This is a genomic window from Maribacter luteocoastalis, assembly GCF_048890225.1.
In the GTDB taxonomy this organism is placed as follows: domain Bacteria; phylum Bacteroidota; class Bacteroidia; order Flavobacteriales; family Flavobacteriaceae; genus Maribacter; species Maribacter luteocoastalis.
Genome location: NZ_JBMFZG010000005.1, coordinates 116668 through 138449 on the forward strand (window position 1 = coordinate 116668; position 21782 = coordinate 138449).

The window sequence follows — 21782 nt, forward strand, 5'->3', positions numbered from 1 at the left end:
ACAAAGTAGCTATTTTTTTATTGGTCAACAAATTGGTTTTCACTTCACCGAATATAGCCTTCGTTTTAACTGATACTCGCATAATTTAAACCTTGAAATAAGGGTTAATTTAGATATAATCCTATTTTTGTCTTCCCCCTAATTTGTTTCTTTAAAGACCACATTATGAAAGCTATAGTCGTTTTATTTATACTTATGTTCGTTACTGCCCCGGCCGTATACGCACAAATTAAAATAGGTGACAATCCACAAAATATAGATCCCGCTTCGGTCTTGGAACTTGAAAGCAATTCTAGGGTCTTGGTAATTACCAAAGCTACTACAGACCAAATGACCGCTATAACACCGCAAAGAGGTGGTTTGGTTTATAATACCGATACCAACTGCATACATTATTACACGGGCACGGAATGGATCAACCTGTGTGATGCCGCCAGTTTTATCATTACCAATGACCCCATAGACAATGTAGCCAGTACCATTAGTATTGTAGAAACAGATAATAGCTATAATCTGGAAGTGGCACAGAATAGTATTAGAAGCCAAAATATTGTAGATGGGGGTATTATTGGCGATGATATACAAGATAATTCTATTACGCAAGATAAGCTTGGTGAGGATAGCGTAGGCTCCAGTGAACTTCGCCAAAACTCTGTGGGATCTATTGAAATAATAGATGGTAGTATTCAGCCTACAGACCTTGCCAACACCCTTGCCGATCAAGTATTAGCCACTGATGAAAACGGCCTCGTCCTATGGAAAGATGCCAGTAGTTTACAAGGGGCCAATACAGACGGTATTTCGATATCTGGCGATGGAACAATCGCCAACCCAATACGTTTGTCTGACGACACCCAAAATAGCATTAATGATAACACCATTAGTATCGCCACCCATATCTTGGCCGATACCGATACCGATGAGACCAATGAGTTAACAGATCTTGTTTTTGATACTGCAACAAATACCTTAAGCCTTACCAATTCCGCAACTGGTAATACCATAGATTTAAGTGGATTGAACAATACGGGTACCGATGAACAGACACTAAGCATTAACAATGACCATCTCGCCATTAGCAATGGCAATGATGTGGACCTATCTCGGTATTTAGACAATACTGATGAACAACAACTAACAATAAATCCTGCCGGTTCACGTATCTCACTAACAAATGGCGGTTTCGTTGACCTTCCACCTGGCACCGTAGATACCGATGAACAGCAATTAAGTATTAACCCAGCGGGCACACGAATCTCCCTAACAAATGGCGGTTTCGTTGACCTTCCACCTGGCACCGTAGATACCGATGACCAAGATTTAAGCCTAACCGGCAATATTTTGAATATAACGGATGGCACTGGAGTTGACCTTACCCCAATCCTGGGCGAAGCAGATACGGATGACCAAGATTTAAGCTTAACCGGCAATACTTTGAATATAACGGATGGCGCAGGAGTTGATCTTACCCCAATCCTGGGTGGATTAGATACCGATGACCAAGATTTAAGCTTAACAGGCAATACTTTGAATATAACGGATGGCGCAGGAGTTGACCTTACCCCAATCCTGGGTGGAGTAGATACCGATGACCAAGATTTAAGCCTAACGGGCAATATTTTGAATATAACGGATGGCGCAGGAGTAGACCTTACCCCAATCCTGGGTGGAGTAGATACCGATGACCAAGATTTAAGCCTAACGGGCAATATTTTGAATATAACGGATGGCGCAGGAGTAGACCTTACCCCAATCCTGGGCTCCGACCAAAATGCCAGCCAAGTACCTTTTAATCCGTATGTAACTCTTTCAGCAACAGACACCCAATTGGCTATTGAACAATTGAAAGATGAATTGGACATCGCAACCATTTCTGCTGGCGGAGAAAATCCAACAAACGAGTTACAGGATATTCAATTAACAGGAAGCGTTGTTTCCCTAACCATTCCTGCAACTCCCGGTAATTCTATAGACCTTAATACGGAATTTGCTACAGATGATGAACTAGCAGCTGCTATAGCGACCTCTGAACTTGCCGATGGTGATACCGATGCTTTAAACGAGATCGAGCTGCCCGACGACTCCGCGGCCACAGCGGGGGATGTGCTTTCAACCGATGCAGCCGGGAACTATTCATGGATTACGCCAAACCTAACGGATACCGACGACCAGACGGTGGACGAGTTCACTCTCAGCCCAACGAACATACTTAGTATCTCACTTGTAGATGACGCGGTGGCGCCTGTGACCGTTGACCTGTCCGTACTGGATGAATCAGCCGACATAACGGCGAACACCACATTGATCAACAACCATATTACCGCTGATGGGGACCTTAGCGACACGAACGAAATCGAGCTGCCCGACGACTCCGCCGCCACATCCGGCGATGTGCTTTCAACCGATGCAGCCGGGAACTATTCATGGATTACGCCAAACCTAACGGATACCGACGACCAGACGGTGGACGAGTTCACTCTCAGCCCAACGAACATACTTAGTATCTCACTGGTAGATGACGCGGTGGCGCCTGTGACCGTTGACCTGTCCGTACTGGATGAATCAGCCGACATAACGGCGAACACCACATTGATCAACAACCATATTACCGCTGATGGGGACCTTAGCGACACGAACGAAATCGAGCTGCCCGACGACTCCGCGGCCACAGCGGGGGATGTGCTTTCAACCGATGCAGCCGGGAACTATTCATGGATTACGCCAAACCTAACGGATACCGACGACCAGACGGTGGACGAGTTCACTCTCAGCCCAACGAACATACTTAGTATCTCACTTGTAGATGACGCGGTGGCGCCTGTGACCGTTGACCTGTCCGTACTGGATGAATCAGCCGACATAACGGCGAACACTACATTGATCAACAACCATATTACCACTGACGGCGACACAAGCAGTACCAATGAAATACAGGCTCTTTCTATTTTAGGAAACGACCTTTCCCTTTCCAACGGAGGTGGAACCGTTACCATACCAACTGGGGCGGCTGACGGAGTAGTCTCCGGAATAGCAACGGCAGGGACAAGCTTGAATGTAACCGGCGCCAACGGGGGGTTCAACGGTAGTGTGGACCTCGAAGCCCTTGTTGACACAGCCGCGGGAAACAACGGATATCTGACCGCAGAGGTGGACGGAGACATCACCAATGAAATACAACCCTTGATCTCAAGTGACGGGACCGTGGGAATTACCCCAAATGGTATTGGGTTCGATATTTCGGTTACTTCTGGGCAAAATTTATTTAGCACTGATGGACTTATATTAAATGCAAATAGAACTCATGATTTAAGTGGCTTTAATTTTAATTTAAATGGATCAGGAAGCGTTGGTATTGGCACCAACAACCCCACAAATAAATTACATGTTGAAGGAGCAATTAGAGTACAGGGTATTTTAAATTCAAATGGAGCATTAGATGGTAGCGAACCTTCTTACAGATTTAACGGCGACACAGACACAGGCATGTGGAGTCCTGCTGCAGACGAACTTTCATTATCAGCAGGAGGACAAGAAATTTTGAAATTAACAGAATCCGTTGGAAACGGACTGGAAATTATTGCTGAAGGAAGTTTAGAATTGACAGAACTATTAATAGATGAGAATGGTAATCAAGGAAATCCTGGTGATATCCTAAAATCAACTATCACCGGTACAGAATGGTCTGAACCGGCTGTAGTAGTAATGGGAAAGGCAAATGGAGCAAATTCAATTAATGCCGATGGGGCTACTGTATCGGGAGGAGGTGGTATTAATACTGTTAATTTTACCACTACCAGGCCAGATAATAATTATATAATCCAATTGACTGTGGTTGGTGACAATAGAATTTATGTTACTTCACAAACTAATGCTGGTTTTACAGTAGAAATCCGACAAAATACTGGGAATTCGCTAGTGGTTGCAGAATGGTTCTTTACTATTACAGACTTTTAAAAATGGATAAATACCTAAACTTACTCCTATACTTTTCTCTGGTTACTCTAAGTGCCCAAACCGCCCTATACAACAACGGCACCATAAGCATACACGAAGGTGGAACTTTGGGTTTCCACACCAACCTGATCAATACTTCCCCTTTTGACAATAACCTTGGCCTGGCAGGTTTCTACGGTCCACAAGCCTTAACGGTTTCGGGTACGGTAAGCTCCCAATTTTATGACCTGGAAATTGCATTGGATAACGACCTGCAACTGGAAGTAGGGCTGGACAATAGCAACAATACCAATTTTATTTTAGGCAACATCCGCACTCCCCTTTCCCAACCTACGGTATATTATAACTTTTTGGACCGTTCCTTTTATACTGGTGAAAATGATCTGTCCAAGATCATTGGCTATGCCGCCATTACCAATCAGCAAAACTTTGTATTTCCCATTGGCGACAGCGAATTTATGCGGCCTTTGGTCATCAACTCAGAGGATAGCAACCTGTTTGCCAAATGTGCCTATTTTTTAGAAGACCCTAATAATCCAAGTTCCATACCTGGTGTTTATACTTCATTTGATGTGGATTTAAACATTGAATATGTAAGCGATATTGAATTTTGGCGCTTAGAAGGCAATGTACCGTCTACCGTAACCCTTAGCTGGAATGCACGAAGTGATATGATCCTTTTTACGGATGATGCCACTAAAATAGTGCCTGTAGGCTGGAGTAAGCTTTCCCAGCGGTGGATTAACCTGGCCGGTAGTACTCCAGTGGGCTCCTTAACCGATGGTTTTGTAACCTCTTCCTCATTTGTTCCAGATGATTATGAAATCATTACCCTTGGCGTATCCAAAATACCTTACCAACCCCTATCAAAGGAGGTACTTAGTTTGGAAAATTACTTTGTATCGCCCAATGGTGATGGTATCAACGATTCATTCTATATTCCAGAATTGGAAGAATCGCCCAATAATTTTATGCAAATTTATGACCGTTACGGGCTAAAAGTATTTGAACAGACCAATTATAGAGACCAATTTACAGGGGTTTCTAACGTAGATAATTTTGTAATAACCAGAGCGGATGGCTTACCCGTTGGGGTTTATTTTTACACCGTTTATTTAGTGGACTTAGATTTAAATTATCAAGGTTTTTTGTATTTGGCAAGATAGTTTCCGTCATTTTAAAAGCACAAACAGTTATTTAAACTATTGCATAGGTACCATATCACCGTTTTCTAGGTTACTTCTTCCAAAAAACAACAATACGTCATATATCCATGGCACATATTGGATGTAGAATAGGCTAGTCCTATACCCCATTTATAAAGTGTTACCGTAATTATAAAATTGATGTATAATACGCCGCAACATCAAAATCTGGCAGGTATTTTAACGGCACTTAAAACAATATAGACAAACGTGAAAATAACGGTGTAAATATTTCGTTTATACACCAAGCCAAATTATTTGTTTAATTTTAAATTGGAAATGATTTGTCAACGTTTTACTTGTTGTACGTACTCCTTACCTAAAAGGTCACATAATTATGAAAAGAAGAACTTTTATTAAAAATAGCAGTGTAGCGGCATTAACATTGGCCGCTGTACCTTCCATCTTTGCAAACCAAGAAAATGAGTATTCCATTCTTGAACTTATGGGTAAGGCCGATATTGATTTGCATGGCGAAGGTATAAACCTTAGAAAAGAGGCACATGATGCATTCCTAGATATGAAAAAGGCGGCATATTCTGATGGCATAGACCTAAAAATAGTATCCAGTTATCGCAGTTTTAGTAGACAGGAGGCCATATTTGAACGAAAGTATTTAAGTTACACAGAGGATGAAGGCATGAAGCCATTGGACGCTATAGACAAAATTATAGAATACTCTACCATACCAGGCACGAGTAGACACCATTGGGGTACCGATGTGGATATTGTTGACGGGTACCGGAAAGTGGATGGTGATGTATTGGTGCCGGAAAAATTTGGGGCCGGTGGACCGTACGAGGACTTTAAACTTTGGATGGACGAAAACGCGGAAACGTATAATTTTCACTTGGTTTATACTGATAATCCCAAAAGAAAAGGGTTCAAATATGAACCATGGCATTATAGCTACGCACCCCTATCTATACCCATGTTAGAAGCATTTAGAGGAAAGAATATTGTATCGGTATTACAAAAGGAAGAATTTTATGGTGCAGAACACTTTACCATTGGGTATTTGAGGTCTTATATCCAAAACAATATTTTAGACATCAATAGATCACTATTGTAACCGTTTCGTATCTTAGTGTCTATCTTAGAACACTACCATTATGCGAAGAGGAAGTTGGAAAATCCGAATATTTATAGGGTTGGCGATCGTTGCTTTTGCCTTTATCCAAAAATGTAATAACAAAGAACAGAACCCCTATACAGGTAGGACGCAAACCATAAATATGTCCCCTGAACAGGAAATTGCCATTGGTCTACAAAGTGCACCGGAAATGGCACAACAGCATGGCGGTCTTTATCCAGATGAAAGGTTACAGTCTTTTGTAGATGCCGTTGGCAATAAATTGGTCAATAGCAGCATAGCCCGGGAGACCCCTTACCAATATGATTTTCATTTGCTGGCAGATGATCAGACCATAAATGCGTTTGCTTTGCCAGGTGGGCAATGTTTTATTACCTATGCCCTATTTTCACAGTTGAATGAAGCGCAATTGGCTGGTGTATTGGGCCATGAAATTGGCCATGTTATTGGAAGACATTCTGCAGAACGAATTGCGGAAAGTAGCTTTTGGCAAACCGTTACCATGGGCGCTACCGTTGGCGCAGATATGGGCGGTGTTGTAGGCAACATTGGCCAGAACACACTTTTGACAAATGGAAGGGGCGATGAATTGGAGAGTGATGAGCTTGGTGTTCTTTTTATGATTCAGGCGGGTTACGATCCCTATGAAATGATCAAGGTAATGGAAATCCTAAAGGCTGCGGCAGGTCCCAACCGCGTACCTGAGTTTCAAAGCACCCATCCGGACCCAGAAAATAGGATAGAAAAAATTAAAGAGGCAATTGATAAATATCAAGGGCAAGGTTAAACGTTAATTTTTGCTTTTCAACGTTAAAACCAAACAAATAAACCTTGGTTTTCTTTATATTTGAAAGTCCCAAATACCATTTTTTACTTAAAATTTGACCCTTATAGCCGTGATTTAGATAATTGCGTAATTAGAACCTGCGCCTAAACGAGAACTATAATGGGAACACTTACACACTTTAAAAATCTTTATTTTGAAGCTTTTAGAAATTGCAAACCAGAAATATTGGTGGTGATTTTGAAGGCGTATTCCATTTTTTGTGGTCTAATGTTATTTATGGCAGTCTATGCTTTTATATATAGGGCTTTTAATGGATTTGAGTTTTAACGTAAACACTCTTTTACCTGAACACTATAAGAGTTTATTTTAAAATAAAAACCCGTTGCATGGCAACGGGTTTTTTGTTTTTTGATTGATGTGAATGATGAATCCTTAAGCACCCATAGCTGATTCTAAAACAGATAGTGCATCGGTGGCATTGGCTATTTCAGCATATTTTTTAACAGAAAAACCTTGATTGCTCTTCATTTTAAGATTGGCCCCGTTATCAATCAGCAATTGAAGTACATCTGCCTTATTATATCTGGCAGCAAACATAGCAGGGGTCATTCCCAAAGATTTTTGGTTAACATCTTCCCCTAATTCTATCATACGTTTAACGGTAACAAAATCACCTTGCATAATTGCCTTGCAGAAAGAACTGATCTCAATTACTTTGGTTTCATAATTGAGGGCATTGTTAAAAAAAGTTGAGGTTTCTTCGGCTTTTAAGCCGCTGCCCAAGCAAAATAAAGCAGCGGACAGTGTTAGGATTGTTTTTTTCATGATGAATGAATTTAATTGATGAATAGATTTTGATTATATAAATATAGACTCTAGCTATAGCCAAATGTTACGGCATTAACACTTAAATAACTAAAGTTTAACAAATGAGGTAACCATTCGTTAAAAGCATTAACATCATGACAATAATTTCACAAAAAGACCTTGCATTCGCTAGTTATACTTAGTAAATCGTACTATTTTTGATATCTAATTTTTTATGATAAAAAGATGAACAAAAAAGTAATCTTGATGATATTGGATGGTTGGGGAAAATCTCCCGATCCAAAAGTCTCTGCAGTAGATAATGCAAATACTCCTTTTATAGACAGTTTATATACGAAATACCCGAATGCAAACCTAAGAACCGATGGTATGAACGTTGGTTTACCAGAAGGCCAAATGGGCAATAGCGAAGTTGGACATATGAACCTTGGAGCCGGTAGAATTGTGTATCAGGACTTGGCCAAAATTAATCTGGCCGTAAAGGAAAACACCTTAAAGGACGAACCGGTCTTAAAAGATGCATTTGCGTATGCCAAAGCAAATAACAAACCGGTTCATTTTCTAGGTTTGCTAAGTGATGGTGGTGTACATAGCCATATAAACCATATCAAAGGCCTAATTACCGCAGGTAATAATTATGGATTAGAACATATGTACGTGCATGCCTTTACAGATGGCAGGGATGTGGACCCGAAAAGCGGTAAGGGCTTTTTAGAGGATTTGGTTTCTTTCTCCAAGGACAAAAACACCCAACTTGCCACGGTTATTGGTAGATATTTTGCCATGGATCGTGATAACCGATGGGAAAGGGTCAAAAAGGCCTATGATGTAATGGTAAACGCTGAAGGGGAATTGTCTACGGATATTTCCAAGAGTATTCAAGAAAGCTATGACAATGGCAAGACCGATGAATTTATTGAGCCTATAGTAATGGCCGATAATGCTGGCGCACCAATTGCTACAATTAAAGAGGGCGATGTAGTGATCTTTTTTAATTTTAGAACGGACAGGGGACGTGAGTTAACACAAGTGTTGAGCCAAAAAGATATGCATGAACAAAATATGCATAAGCTAAATTTATACTATGTAACCATGACCAACTATGATGATTCCTTTGAAGGGGTGCATGTGGTTTATGACAAAGAAAATATAAGGGAAACCTTGGGAGAAGTGCTTGCAAACGCCGGAAAAAAGCAAATAAGAATTGCAGAAACAGAAAAATACCCACATGTTACCTTTTTCTTCAATGGTGGTAGAGAAACGCCTTTTGACGGTGAGAAGCGTATCTTATGTCCTTCCCCAAAAGTAGCTACGTATGACCTACAACCAGAAATGAGTGCCTATGAAATAAGGGATGCCATTATTCCTGAACTTCAAAAAGGAGAGGCAGATTTTGTGTGCTTGAATTTTGCAAATCCAGATATGGTTGGCCACACTGGTGATTTAAAGGCGGCAATTAAAGCTTGTGAAGTTGTGGATGAGTGTGCCAATGCCGTGGTAACCGCTGGTTTAGAAAATGGATACTCTTCATTGGTAATTGCGGACCATGGAAATTGTGAGACCATGATCAATCCTGATGGTAGCCCAAATACAGCACATACCACCAATCCGGTACCTTTGATTTTGGTGGATAAAGAGTTAAAACATATAGATGATGGGGTCCTTGGGGATATTGCTCCAACCATCCTAAAATTAATGGGTATTGAGAAGTCTACATATATGACCCAAGATTCGTTGGTAGACTAAGGTATACTTAAAATAATTTACCTTTGCCAAATGATAAAGATTAAATCGGCTGAAGAGATAGAATTGATGAGGGAAAGTGCCCTAATTGTCTCTAAGACATTGGGTATGCTTGCAAAAGAAATAAAACCTGGGGTAACTACACTGTATCTTGATGGTCTGGCTGAAACATTTATTAGGGACCATGGAGCCGTACCTGGTTTTTTAGGATTATATGATTTTCCAAATTCCTTGTGCATGAGCCCCAACGCACAAGTGGTTCATGGCATACCTAACAATGACCCTTTAAAAGAGGGTGATATTATTTCGATAGACTGCGGAGCCTTAAAGAATGAATTTTATGGTGATCACGCCTATACTTTTGAAGTTGGTGAAGTGTCGCCCGAAATCAAAAAACTATTGGAGGTAACCAAGAAATCCCTTTACATTGGCATTCGTGAATTTAAAGCTGGTAACCGAGTTGGTGATGTTGGCTATGCTATTCAAAAATATACCGAAGATCATGGTTACGGAGTGGTTAGAGAGCTTGTAGGCCACGGTCTAGGTAGAAAAATGCATGAAGATCCAGAAATGCCAAATTATGGCCGAAGAGGTCGAGGTAAAAAATTTGTTGAAGGCATGACCGTCGCTATTGAGCCAATGACTAACATGGGCACTAAAAATATAAAACAACTAAAAGATGGTTGGACTATATTAACGGCCGATGGCAAACCAAGTGCACACTTTGAACATAATGTAGCCATTGTAAACGGTAAACCAGAACTACTTTCCACTTTCCAGTACATATATGATGCCCTTGGCATAGTTAGTAACGAAGAGGATGAATTTAGACAGTCCGTAGTAAACACCTAGGAGATTCTGTATAAATGAAGAAAGTCTTCAAATTTTTTCTTAATCTAGTTCCAAGACCAATTTTAATTAAATTCAGCTACTTAGTAAGACCTCTTTTTGCATTCTACTATAAAGGGAACAAGTATGAAGACCCAATAGATGGTAAAAAATTTCGATGTTTTTTACCCTATGGCTATGAAAACCCAAGGGAGAATGTGCTATCCCCGTCTACCCTGTCATTAGAACGACATCGCTTATTATGGCTGTTTTTGAAAAATGAAACCAATTTCTTTAAAGATAAACTAGCAGTATTGCATTTTGCCCCGGAACAAGCTTTTCACAAACGATTCAAGAAATTAAAAAATATAAACTATACCACTACCGACCTAAATTCTCCCCTAGCCGATGTAAAAGCCGACATCTGTAAGTTACCTTTCGCGGATAATTCATTTGATGTAATACTATGCAACCATGTTTTGGAGCATATCCCCGATGACACCAAGGCAATGCAAGAATTATATCGTGTTTTAAAACCTAATGGATGGGGTATATTTCAAATTCCACAGGACTTGAATAGGGAGACCACTTTTGAGGACGATACCATAACAGATAAAAAAGAGCGAGCAAGGATTTTTGGTCAATATGACCATGTTAGAATCTATGGTAAGGACTATTTTAACAAGTTAAGAAGTATAGGGTTCCAAGTTGAGGAAATAGATTATTCCAACAAAATTACTGCTGAACTTTGGGACCGATACCGTTTGGCAAAGACAGAAATTATCCCTTTAGTACGGAAATAAACTTAATTTTGCTGAACCACTAGCTCCTTAAAGCCATTCGTAAGAAATTCCTGTGTTTCCCCAGTCTCGTCCAAATAAATAACATAGGCCTCTAATGCCCTATTTTTAGCAATAAGCTTAAAAGCATCCTCCAAATCCATTGCCATAAAAGCTGTGGCATAAGCATCTGCAGTGGCACAATTATTGGCGATTATATTAACCCCTAAAGTAACTGAGTTTTTGGTATAGCCCGTTTTAGGATCAACGGTATGCACATACTTTTCCCCCGTTTGTTCATCTATCCTAAACTTTCTGTAATTACCAGATGAAGCAAGCGCCTTGTCCTGTAAATTAAGTAGAATCTTAGAACCTCTAGTAGTTGTTGATTCTGGATCATCTATACCAACCAACCAAGGTTTTCCTTTTGTTTTATTAATCCCTTTGGCAACCAACTCACCGCCTACTTCAATTAAAAAATCAGTTATTCCTTTGTTTGAAAGCATAACCGCTACCCTATCTATAGCATATCCTTTGGCAATTGCGTTAAAATCAAAATATATACGGGCATCTTCCTTCTTAACCCTATTGTCATTGGATAATGCCACTTTTTCAAAACCCACAAACGCTAGCAAACTATCTACTGAAGTACTATCCATTGTAATTTCTTCTCCGGGCCCAAAACCCCATGCATTTACCAAAGTACCCACGGTTGGGTCAAAATACCCATTAGTATTATCATAAATAGTTTTAGAAAGTTGAAAAACCTCCTTAAACATATGATCTACAACTACTGTAGAATCGCCCTTATTAATTTTAGAAATATCTGAACTAGGGATATACGTAGATAAGGATTGATTTACAGCATTAAAGACTGAATCTATTTCCTTTTGATAATCTACAGACGCATTAGCTATGTAAATTATAGTATAGGAGGTACCGAGAGCAGCTCCTACAGATTGATTTCTCACCCATTGGTTTTGTCCAGAATTACAGCCCACAAACAACAGCCCTATCACAATTATTAAGTACTTCATCATTCCTTTATTTCAACCAAACCGTCATAATCAACGATATATTCCTCATCTAGATACACAGGCAAATTATAATCCTTTGCATTAACCAATCCGACAGCAGCATAAAATGTCCGTGCTTCAAATTTCAAGGCATGATCTCGCATTTTATTTAGATCTGCCATAAAAAAGTCCATATCCTTAGGATCCCCAGGATACTGGATAGCCTTAACGATAATAAAATGCATCTTTTTTTCCTTGGTACAAACAAATTGTGGGTTCTTTCTTAGCTCACTATTGACCGCTAAAAACTCAAATCCTTCCGCTTCCAATTGTTTACCTACCAAATTCATGGCCAAATTATGAAGTTCTTGTTCTGTTAGTACATGCATGAAAAAACTAGTTCTAAAAAAACCGATATGTATACATATCGGTTTTTTTTATTTATTAATTTATTTTGATTAACCTCCAAAGTCATCAAAACGAATATGCTCATCTGGGATACCAAAATCCTCTCCCATTTTTTGCACCGCCTTGTTCATAAGCGGCGGTCCACAGAAGTACAATTCTATATCCTCTGGAGATTCATGTTGGCTTAAATAATTATCTATAACACAATTATGGATAAAACCCACAAAACCATCTCCTGGAGCATCAATATTTTCTTTAACCTTCCAATTATCCTCTTCTAAGGGCTCTGATAAAGCCAAATAAAAATTGAAGTTCGGAAACTCTTTCTCTAATTTATAGAAATGATCCAAATAAAACAACTCGCGCTTAGACCTACCTCCATACCAGTATGTTACCTTTCTATTTGTCTTTAAGGTTTTGAAAAGGTGATACAAGTGTGAACGCATTGGTGCCATACCTGCTCCACCGCCAACATACAACATTTCTGAATCAGATTCATTGATAAAGAACTCACCATAAGGTCCAGAGATAACACAGTCATCGCCTGGTTTTAGGTTAAAAATATATGAAGAAGCCACACCAGGATTAACATCCATCCAGCCATTTTTAGCCCTATCCCAAGGTGGGGTAGCAATACGAACGTTCAACATAATCTCTCTACCCTCAGCAGGATAAGAAGCCATGGAATAAGCCCTCTCTACCGTTTCAGGGTTTTTCATGACCAAAGGCCATAAGTTAAATTTATCCCACTCTGCCTGAAACTTATCAGGCGTTTCATGTTCCTCTGGATGGGCGGTGATATCAATATCAGCATATTTCACCTCACATTCGGGAATTTCAATCTGAATATATCCACCTGCTTTATAGCCCATATCTTCAGGAATTTCAACTACGAATTCCTTAATAAAGGAGGCCACATTATAATTACGAACCACTTTTGCCGGCCATTTCTTAATACCGAACACTTCTTCTGGAATCGTAATTTCCATATCCTGTTTTACTTTAACCTGACAGGCTAAACGTGCACCATGGTTTAATTCCTTTTTTGAAAAATGAGGTGTTTCTGTAGGCAATGCCTCGCCTCCACCGGACAATACATGGCACTCACATTGAATACATGTTCCACCACCACCACATGCTGATGGAAGGAATATTTTCTTATTTCCTAAAGTTGTCAAAAGAGAACTACCCGAATCTACTTCAACTTTCTTCTCACCATTTATAGTTATGGTCACAGGACCCGATGGTGATAACTTTTCCTTTGTAAACAACAGTAGTGCTACTAGGACCATTAATAAAATCAAAAAGGCCACTACTGTGATTAATATTGTTCCACCTGTACTTGTAGCTAAAATCATTCCTATTTGTTTACGTCGTTATAAGAGATTTCTTTTTCATCTATCTCCTTTTCTGTTGATACGGCCTCTGTAGATGGCACTTTTACTTTTTCCTCAATTTGCTGAACAGTTCCTTCTTGAGCTTCTGCTGCTGGTTCATCCCCACCAGTTAGCATACCTCCAAAACTTTGAAAGCCAATACCCATTAATCCAGTAATAATGAATGTTATTCCTAGACCACGTAACGGTGCAGGTACATTTGAATAACGAATCTTCTCCCTAATTGCAGCAATTGCCAAAATTGCCAAGAACCAGCCAATACCAGAACTAATACCGTAATTAAATGCAAGACCCAAAGTTTCTATCTGTCTAGATTGCATGAATAACGAACCACCCAATATGGCACAGTTTACCGCTATCAAAGGTAAAAATATACCCAACGAGTTATACAATGAAGGAGAAAACTTCTCTACAACAATTTCCACCAATTGTACCATGGTTGCAATTGTGGCAATGAAGAGTATAAATGATAGGAAACTAAGATTGTAATCCGCATATTCCGGACCCAGCCATACCAATGCTCCATCTTGCAATAAATATTTATCCAATAACCAGTTTAAAGGAACTGTCACTGCCAATACAAATATTACGGCAGCTCCCAGACCAACAGCTGTAGTTACTTTCTTAGAAACGGCCAAATAGGAGCACATTCCCAAGAATACGGCAAATACCATGTTATCTATAAATATTGATCTAAAAAATAATTCTATATGCTCTAACATTATTTTATTTTAAGTATTTCCTAGTTTTCTTCTATTAATGCAGGGTTTCTTGAACGTTGTACCCAAATTATTATCCCAACAACAATCAATGCTGCAGGTGGAATAATCATAAAACCGTTATTTTCATATCCGGTAGCGTATAAACCAGTCTTCTCAATGGGATCGCCTAATACAGGGAACCCAAATAATGTTCCTGAACCTAATAACTCCCTAAAGAATCCAACAATAACCAAAATAATACCATAACCCAAAGAGTTACCTATACCATCAAGAAATGACCGCCATGGCCCGTTTGCCAAGGCAAAAGCCTCAAAACGCCCCATGATAATACAGTTGGTAATAATCAATCCAACGAAAACAGCCAGTGTTTTACTTAAATCGTAGGCATAAGCCTTTAAGACTTGATCTACCATAATAACCAAAGTAGCTACTACAATCAGCTGAACGATAATTCTAATTTTAGAAGGAATAATGTTCCTCATTAAGGAGATAACCACGTTACCAGCCGCTAAAACAAACATTACCGAGATGGCCATAACAACAGAAGCTTTCAGTTCCGCAGTAATTGCCAAAGCTGAACAGATACCCAATACCTGAATGGTAATAGGGTTGTTATCCGCAAGCGGATCCGTAATAAGATTAGTATCTTTTTTTGATAAAAGTGCCATATTAATTGGTTCTAATCGTTTGTAAATAATCCTTGTAAAGATTCACCGTTTCTTTGATCATTGCAGAAACACCGTTTCCGGTTATAGTTGCCCCTGCCAATGCATCTACCTCATTATCATCCTTAGTGTTGTTCAAAGGGTCATTGTTTCCTTTTGCTACACTAATACCTGCATACCGTGAACCGGACATAATGCTCTCGCCTTCAAAATCATCCATAAAATAACGTTGGTTGATGTTAGCGCCCAGACCAGGCGTTTCCCCTTTATGGTCAAAATAAACACCTTGCACAACCATATTGTTGTCCAAAGCTATAAACCCCCAAATAGCGTCCCATAAGCCTTTACCATACATAGGTATGATATAAAACTTTTTACCATCCTTTTCACCTATAAATAAGGGTAATTCCGGTGTTTCGCCTTTTGCCGCCAACGCCATTTGCTTTTTCATATCGATCAAATAGGCTTCATCATTATTAAGGACCTCATCACCCTTAATCACCAATTGCTCTTTGATATATTTAGTAAATTCTTCCTCTACAACATTGGTAGGAACGAAACTTACGTTTCCCTTTCCTTCATTTTCATTTACACCCATGGCGTAAAGAATGTTCTGTTGTTTTTCAAAGCGCATGTTCTCGTCTATCCTATCACTAAGGCTAGAGGCCAAGAAAGCAAGGATAGAACCAACAATTATCACCATAACCGCCGCAAAAACAACGGTATATACGTTTTTATCTGTATTGATTGCCATAATTAAACCGTTTCAGCTTGAAATTCAGCTGCCTTACCATCCGAATCTTTCGGAAGTACAACAGCATTCTTTAATCTTTTCATTCTTCGTTTCACATTGCCCTGTACCACATAATGATCAATAGTAGGCGCAAAAACATTCATCAATAAAATTGCCAAGAAAACACCTTCTGGGTAAGCTGGGTTAAATACACGAATCATCACAGAAATAAATCCGATCAAGAATCCGTATATCCATTTTCCCTTATTGGTTTGTGAACCTGTCACAGGGTCAGTTGCCATGTAAACTATACCAAAGGCAAGTCCGCCAACTATAAGGTGTTTCCAAAAATCGAAACTCATTAAACCGTAGAATTTACTAGTTTCGGTAATCCATCCCATTTCTACTACTTGGTTAAAAATAAGTCCCATAACCAAAGAACCCAATACCGCGCTCAACATAATCCTCCAGCTAGCAATTTTGCTAAATATCAAGAAAAGTCCACCTATCAGTATTAAAAATGCAGAAGTCTCACCGACAGAACCCGGTATGAACCCAAAGAACATATCAGAAACCGTGTAACTCATTTCAGCTCCTTTGTTTTGAGCCAAATAGCCCAAAATTGTCTCACCAGAAATGGCATCTGGACCGCCAGCACGTTCAACAGCCTCATGCACCCATACCTTGTCGCCACTCATCCATGTTGGATAAGCGAAGAACAAAAATGCCCTAATGGTCAAAGCTGGATTTAAAATATTCATTCCCGTACCACCAAAAACTTCCTTTCCAATTACTACGCCAAATACTACAGCAACAGCAAGCATCCATAATGGGGTATCTATAGGTACAATTAAGGGAACCAACATTCCAGTTACCAAATAACCTTCTTCTACCTCATGACCTTTTATGACAGCGAAAATAAATTCCACTAAAAGACCAACACCATAGGAAACAACAACCAAAGGCAAAACCTTTAGGATACCGATCCAGAAATTATCCCATGTCAGGAAATGCTCCATAACAGAGAAATTCTCTGGAAATCCGTTTATTGCTGAATAATGTTGATAACCAGCATTGAACATAGAAAACAATAAAACCGGCACTAAAGCCATAATTACCGTATTCATGGTCCGTTTTAAATCATCTGCTGCTTTTACATGTGTTCCACCAGCATGTGTAGTTTCGTCTGGAGTAAACAAAAAAGTATGAAAGGCATTGAAAGCAGGTGCCATCTTTTTGCCTTGATACTTAAGTTTAAGCTCGTGCAATTTACTTTTTATGCTCATTTTTATCCGATTTCTTTTTGTAATAAATCCAATCCTTCGCGTATGATTTTCTGGTGCGGCTGCTTAGAGATACATATAAACTCTGTCAACGAAAAGTCCTCTGGAGCCACTTCATACAATCCCAATTGTTCCATCTCATCCAAATCCTTCACCATACAGGCTTTCAACAATTGCATTGGGTAAATATCCAATGGAAAAACCTGCTCATACTGTCCCGTTACCACAAAAGCCCTGTGCTCACCATTAGTATTGGTGTTTAAATCATATTTCTTATTAGGCTGCAACCATGAAAAAGTCAAGGCCCTTGTTGTAGATATTTTGTTGAAAATTGGCTTGTTCCATCCGAACAACTCATAATCATCACCTTCTGGAATAACACTTACAGTGGTATTGTAAAAACCTAAATAGCCATCAGGACTACTTTTTTTACCTGTAAGTACATCACCATTTATTACCCTAAAATTTTCTTCATTCACACCACTGGCATACAAGAAAGTAGAAATCTCCGCGCCAATTTTAGTGGTAAAATATTTCGGACTTTTAACAGAGGACCCTGCCAATGCCACTAAACGCTCCGCATTGAACTTGCCCGTCAATAAGAATTCCCCAATTATTATCAAATCTTGTGGAGATATTGTCCAAACCAACTCTCCCTTATTAATAGGGTCAATCCTATTAATTTGAGTCCCCACCAATCCAGCAGGATGTGGCCCTGAGACCTTGTGCAATTCAATACCCTGCAATGTTGACAATGGCGATTTTCCACTATTCCCAACGGATACATGTACTTTCCCCGGGGTTAACTTACCCAAAGCAGTAATAGCGGCTTGCAACTCAGCTTCCTTACCCTGCAAAACATAATCTACATCAGCAGCTAATGGCCCTGACGCATAACCAGAAATGAAAATAGATTTTGGCGTAGTATCCGGATTAGCAACTACATCATATGGTCTTTGTTTAATAAACGGCCAACAACCGCTTTTCAACAAAGCCCCTTTTATTTCCTCTTTGGAAGTTTTTGCTAAATCAATCTTAGTATGTGCTACGGATTCCTGGGCTTTATCAGCAAGGACCTTAACTGCTAAGATTTTTCTTCTAGCTCCTCGTTGTATCTCTACAAGCTCACCACTTACCGGGGAAACAAAAAGCATGTCTTCAACATTCTTATTGTAAAACAGCGGCTCACCTGCTTTAACCTCAGCACCTTGCTTTAACAGCATTTTTGGCGTAATTCCGTGAAAATCTTCAAGATTTAAAGTGTAAACATTACTTAATACCGCCTTGGAGGTCGATAGATCGGCAGCACCTACCATATTAATGTTCAGACCTTTTTTAATTCGAATGTCTTTAGACATATTATTGCAGACCTTAGGTTATCAAATTTTGGTGCGAATTTACTACTAAAAGAAAAGTTTTCATAATAATTACCCTATAATTTCCGCATTCTATCGATGTTAATTTGTTCGGCATCCTTTTTGTTTACCTTTACCCCTAAAAATAACATTACAATGCGTTTATTTCTTAAACAGGTTTTGTTCCTTTTGTGCTTTCAAGGATTATTAGCACAGGTTCAAGAAGAAGTAAATCCTCCTTCAAATATAAAGTCCATTGTGTTCAAAGGACCAACAGAAGACCAATTCCCAATAATTAAACTAGGGGAACCTATTTTCTTAGAGTTTGATGACCTTTTGGCCAATGAACAAGACTACTACTATAAGATAACCCATTGCGATTATGACTGGACCCCATCAATACTTCTAAAATCACAATATTTAAAAGGTATAGACAATCAGCGTATCATCAATTATGAAAACAGCTATTCTACTTTAGAGACCTACTCCAATTATCAATTAACGATCCCTAACAATAACCTTAGCTTAAAAGTTAGCGGGAATTACATATTAGAGATATATAACAGCAGCTATGAACTTCAATTTTCTAGACGTTTTATTGTTTTCAAGGATATAGTGAAGATTGGCGCAACTGTTAAGCGTTCACGAGATTTTGAATTTTTAAACGAAAAACAGGTCGTACAGTTTACTGTAAATTCAGGAAATTTTAGATTGGTGAATCCAAAAAAAGAAGTAAAGGTCGCTATTTTACAGAATTACCATTGGCCAACCACTATAAAAAATATTGCACCCCAATTTACTTTAGGAAATGAATTGGTTTATAAATATGACCAAGAAACGTCCTTTTATGGTGGAAATGAATATTTGTTGTTTGACACTAGTGATCTAAGGGCTCCAAGCTCCCAAATTGCCCGTATTGAAATTGGCGAACTTTACGACCATTATTTGTTTGCCGATTCATTTAGAAATGATAGGCCTTACACGTATTTCCCAGACATTAATGGTGATTTTGTAATTAGGACCCTGCAAGGAGACAATGCCTCTAGGGAGGCAGAATACACCAATGTTCATTTCAGCTTACCATATGAACAAACATTGGGTCTGGATGACGTTTATATCTATGGTAAATACAATAATTATGCTTTTACCGATGACAACAAAATGACGTACAATGAAGATACTGGTATGATGCAAGCCACCCTAAAATTAAAACAAGGCTTTTATAATTATAAGTATGCCACAATGGGAGATGACGGAACCATAAGAACCAATGCCGTTGGTGGTAATTTTCATTTCACAGAGAACAATTATCTAATTTTGGTATATTACAGAAATTTTGGGGACATGTATGATAGCATTATAGGTGTAGGTTCCGCAAATTCACGAACAATAAGTAATTAAGTATTGTAGGTTATTTTTCATATGGAGACCAAACCTAGCATAAACACTTCAGGTCGGTACAAATTGCAATACAGGGGCATAACTTGTCTAAATTGTAATCATCCATTGGATATAAGTGATAAATTTTGCCCAAATTGTTCACAGGCCAACAGTACCAAAAAACTCACCTTAAAAGATTTTTTTGAAGAATTTTTTTCCAATATTATTTCCTACGATTCAAGATTATTAAAAACACTTACCACTATATTAACCAGACCTGGAAGTATTTCCAAGGATTATATTTCAGGTAAACGAGTATCCTATACAAACCCATTTAGGTTTTTACTTAGTTTAGCAATCATTTATTTTCTTTTGATCGGTTCTAGTGGCAACTTTGACAGTTTGGATAAATATGGCTCCCAGCCTGGAAAATTTAATTTTAATCTATCCAATCCCATTCTTGAGGACATACAAATTAAGGGCCAAGGAGAAGAAAAAGAACAATTACTTGCCAAATTTGATTCCTTAGGACTAGACTCCCTTATCAATAAAACGGTCCGTTTAAGGGACTCCATAATTTTAGACGACCCATTAAAGGAACTACGGGCTACAAAAGACAAAGGGTTCTTTGAAAGGTATTTTAGAAAGCAAGAAATATTTTCAACATTAATAAAAAAGGACACTTTGTACTCTTTTGATGATGCAATTGAAAAATACGGTATAGAAAACACAAAAAGCAATAAATTTGCTTTTAGCGCAGCCAAGAGTATCCAAAAGGCACAAAGACAGCCTGGAGCCTATATTAATTCATTATTCTCCAAGCTTCCGGTTACTACTTTTTTCTTTCTACCTATATTCTCTTTGTTCATTTGGTTGATATATATCAGAAAAAAATATAATTACACCGATCATTTGATCTTTAGTTTCCACAATCAATCTTTGTTATTTATATTGCTCATTGTTAGCTATTTAATAGACTCCATTTTTGAGACGGATAGTAGTTGGATTTTCATTTTGATTTTTAGTGTTTACCTCTATAAAGCAATGCGAAATTTCTATAAACAGGGAAGATTTAAAACTATTGTTAAATACATTTTCCTTAACACTATTTTCATTATTTTAGCAAGTATTGGAGCTATACTATTTTTTGCTGGCAGCATATTTACTTACTAGCACACTATGACAACACAGGTAACAAAAGGCATAAAAGTCTCCGTGAAGACAAATTTTGAGGGAACGTTCTTTAAGAACTATAAAATGCATTATGCTTTTGGCTATACTATCACTATAGAAAACCAGAGCAAAGACTCCGTACAGCTTACCTCGCGTCATTGGGAAATTTATGACTCATTAAATGAGTTAGAAACTTTGGACGGCGAAGGTGTAATTGGTAAAAAACCAGTGATTAAACCTGGCGAATCACACACATATAATTCTGGTTGCTTGTTAACTTCACCAATTGGTGCAATGAAAGGTCATTACAACATGGTTAATTTTAGCTCTACAGAAAAATTCAGGGTTTATATCCCCACCTTCAAATTTAGTGCACCATTCGCCCTTAACTAATCGTTTTTTATAACACTCTTTACTACCTTTGTTATAATTA

General features: G+C 38.7%; 20 protein-coding genes. 11 read left to right on the forward strand and 9 right to left on the reverse strand.

Annotated features, from left to right (window positions below; all coding sequences use genetic code 11):
* Window positions 1-165 precede the first annotated feature (165 nt).
* The 5 genes from ACOCEA_RS11215 to ACOCEA_RS11235 all read left to right on the forward strand — a co-directional run bounded on the left by ACOCEA_RS11215 (window position 166) and on the right by ACOCEA_RS11235 (window position 7366).
* A complete protein-coding gene (locus ACOCEA_RS11215; RefSeq protein ID WP_420756337.1) occupies window positions 166-3954 on the forward strand; it encodes a beta strand repeat-containing protein in 3789 nt (1262 codons plus the stop codon).
* 2 nt (window positions 3955-3956) lie between these two features.
* Window positions 3957-5120: a T9SS type B sorting domain-containing protein gene (locus ACOCEA_RS11220; protein ID WP_420756338.1), complete on the forward strand. Its 1164-nt coding sequence runs from the start codon at window positions 3957-3959 to the stop codon at window positions 5118-5120.
* Between the two features lie 376 nt (window positions 5121-5496).
* Window positions 5497-6231, forward strand: a complete 735-nt coding sequence (locus ACOCEA_RS11225) for a M15 family metallopeptidase (RefSeq protein WP_420756339.1) — start codon at window positions 5497-5499, stop codon at window positions 6229-6231.
* Window positions 6232-6271: 40 nt separating this feature from the next.
* Entirely contained in the window at window positions 6272-7039 is a 768-nt protein-coding gene (locus ACOCEA_RS11230; RefSeq protein WP_420756340.1) for a M48 family metalloprotease, read from the forward strand.
* Between the two features lie 159 nt (window positions 7040-7198).
* Entirely contained in the window at window positions 7199-7366 is a 168-nt protein-coding gene (locus tag ACOCEA_RS11235; RefSeq protein ID WP_420756341.1) for a DUF6747 family protein, read from the forward strand.
* A 105-nt stretch (window positions 7367-7471) separates the two neighbouring features.
* Here the strand turns inward: ACOCEA_RS11235 and ACOCEA_RS11240 are convergent, their stop codons facing one another.
* Complete coding sequence (locus tag ACOCEA_RS11240) at window positions 7472-7864, reverse strand: ankyrin repeat domain-containing protein (protein WP_420756342.1); 393 nt, start codon at window positions 7862-7864, stop codon at window positions 7472-7474.
* Between the two features lie 228 nt (window positions 7865-8092).
* Between ACOCEA_RS11240 and gpmI the strand changes: the two genes are divergently transcribed.
* From gpmI to ACOCEA_RS11255, 3 genes are read left to right on the forward strand one after another with little or no spacing between them, the layout of a single operon-like run.
* The gene (gene gpmI, locus ACOCEA_RS11245; RefSeq protein ID WP_420756343.1) at window positions 8093-9613 is read left to right on the forward strand and encodes a 2,3-bisphosphoglycerate-independent phosphoglycerate mutase; all 1521 of its coding nucleotides are present in this window, start codon (window positions 8093-8095) and stop codon (window positions 9611-9613) included.
* Between the two features lie 30 nt (window positions 9614-9643).
* Entirely contained in the window at window positions 9644-10462 is an 819-nt protein-coding gene (gene map / locus ACOCEA_RS11250) for a type I methionyl aminopeptidase (protein WP_420756344.1), read from the forward strand.
* A 14-nt stretch (window positions 10463-10476) separates the two neighbouring features.
* Window positions 10477-11241 (forward strand): class I SAM-dependent methyltransferase, encoded by a 765-nt coding sequence (locus ACOCEA_RS11255; RefSeq protein WP_420756345.1) that lies wholly within the window; start codon window positions 10477-10479, stop codon window positions 11239-11241.
* A 2-nt stretch (window positions 11242-11243) separates the two neighbouring features.
* Here the strand turns inward: ACOCEA_RS11255 and ACOCEA_RS11260 are convergent, their stop codons facing one another.
* From ACOCEA_RS11260 to ACOCEA_RS11295, 8 genes are all read right to left on the reverse strand, one after another.
* Window positions 11244-12257 (reverse strand): FAD:protein FMN transferase, encoded by a 1014-nt coding sequence (locus ACOCEA_RS11260; RefSeq protein WP_420756346.1) that lies wholly within the window; start codon window positions 12255-12257, stop codon window positions 11244-11246.
* Window positions 12254-12622: a Na(+)-translocating NADH-quinone reductase subunit F gene (locus ACOCEA_RS11265; protein ID WP_420756347.1), complete on the reverse strand. Its 369-nt coding sequence runs from the start codon at window positions 12620-12622 to the stop codon at window positions 12254-12256. Before ACOCEA_RS11265 ends, ACOCEA_RS11260 begins: the two co-directional genes overlap by 4 nt.
* Window positions 12623-12691: 69 nt before the next feature.
* Window positions 12692-13999 (reverse strand): NADH:ubiquinone reductase (Na(+)-transporting) subunit F, encoded by a 1308-nt coding sequence (nqrF, locus tag ACOCEA_RS11270; RefSeq protein WP_420756348.1) that lies wholly within the window; start codon window positions 13997-13999, stop codon window positions 12692-12694.
* 2 nt (window positions 14000-14001) lie between these two features.
* A complete protein-coding gene (nqrE, locus tag ACOCEA_RS11275) occupies window positions 14002-14760 on the reverse strand; it encodes an NADH:ubiquinone reductase (Na(+)-transporting) subunit E (protein WP_420756349.1) in 759 nt (252 codons plus the stop codon).
* 20 nt (window positions 14761-14780) lie between these two features.
* Window positions 14781-15428 (reverse strand): NADH:ubiquinone reductase (Na(+)-transporting) subunit D, encoded by a 648-nt coding sequence (locus tag ACOCEA_RS11280; RefSeq protein WP_420756350.1) that lies wholly within the window; start codon window positions 15426-15428, stop codon window positions 14781-14783.
* 1 nt (window position 15429) lies between these two features.
* Window positions 15430-16179 (reverse strand): Na(+)-translocating NADH-quinone reductase subunit C, encoded by a 750-nt coding sequence (locus tag ACOCEA_RS11285; RefSeq protein ID WP_420756351.1) that lies wholly within the window; start codon window positions 16177-16179, stop codon window positions 15430-15432.
* A 2-nt stretch (window positions 16180-16181) separates the two neighbouring features.
* Window positions 16182-17444, reverse strand: coding sequence for an NADH:ubiquinone reductase (Na(+)-transporting) subunit B (locus ACOCEA_RS11290; protein WP_420756352.1), 1263 nt, complete (start codon window positions 17442-17444; stop codon window positions 16182-16184).
* Window positions 17445-17446: 2 nt separating this feature from the next.
* Window positions 17447-18799: a Na(+)-translocating NADH-quinone reductase subunit A gene (locus ACOCEA_RS11295; RefSeq protein ID WP_420756353.1), complete on the reverse strand. Its 1353-nt coding sequence runs from the start codon at window positions 18797-18799 to the stop codon at window positions 17447-17449.
* A gap of 153 nt (window positions 18800-18952) precedes the next feature.
* Between ACOCEA_RS11295 and ACOCEA_RS11300 the strand changes: the two genes are divergently transcribed.
* The 3 genes from ACOCEA_RS11300 to apaG are packed head-to-tail and all read left to right on the forward strand — an operon-like array spanning window position 18953 to window position 21742.
* Window positions 18953-20197: a type IX secretion system plug protein gene (locus ACOCEA_RS11300; protein ID WP_420756354.1), complete on the forward strand. Its 1245-nt coding sequence runs from the start codon at window positions 18953-18955 to the stop codon at window positions 20195-20197.
* 21 nt (window positions 20198-20218) lie between these two features.
* Window positions 20219-21349, forward strand: coding sequence for a DUF3667 domain-containing protein (locus ACOCEA_RS11305; protein ID WP_420756355.1), 1131 nt, complete (start codon window positions 20219-20221; stop codon window positions 21347-21349).
* Window positions 21350-21355: 6 nt separating this feature from the next.
* Entirely contained in the window at window positions 21356-21742 is a 387-nt protein-coding gene (gene apaG, locus ACOCEA_RS11310) for a Co2+/Mg2+ efflux protein ApaG (protein ID WP_420756356.1), read from the forward strand.
* Window positions 21743-21782: the final 40 nt, after the last annotated feature.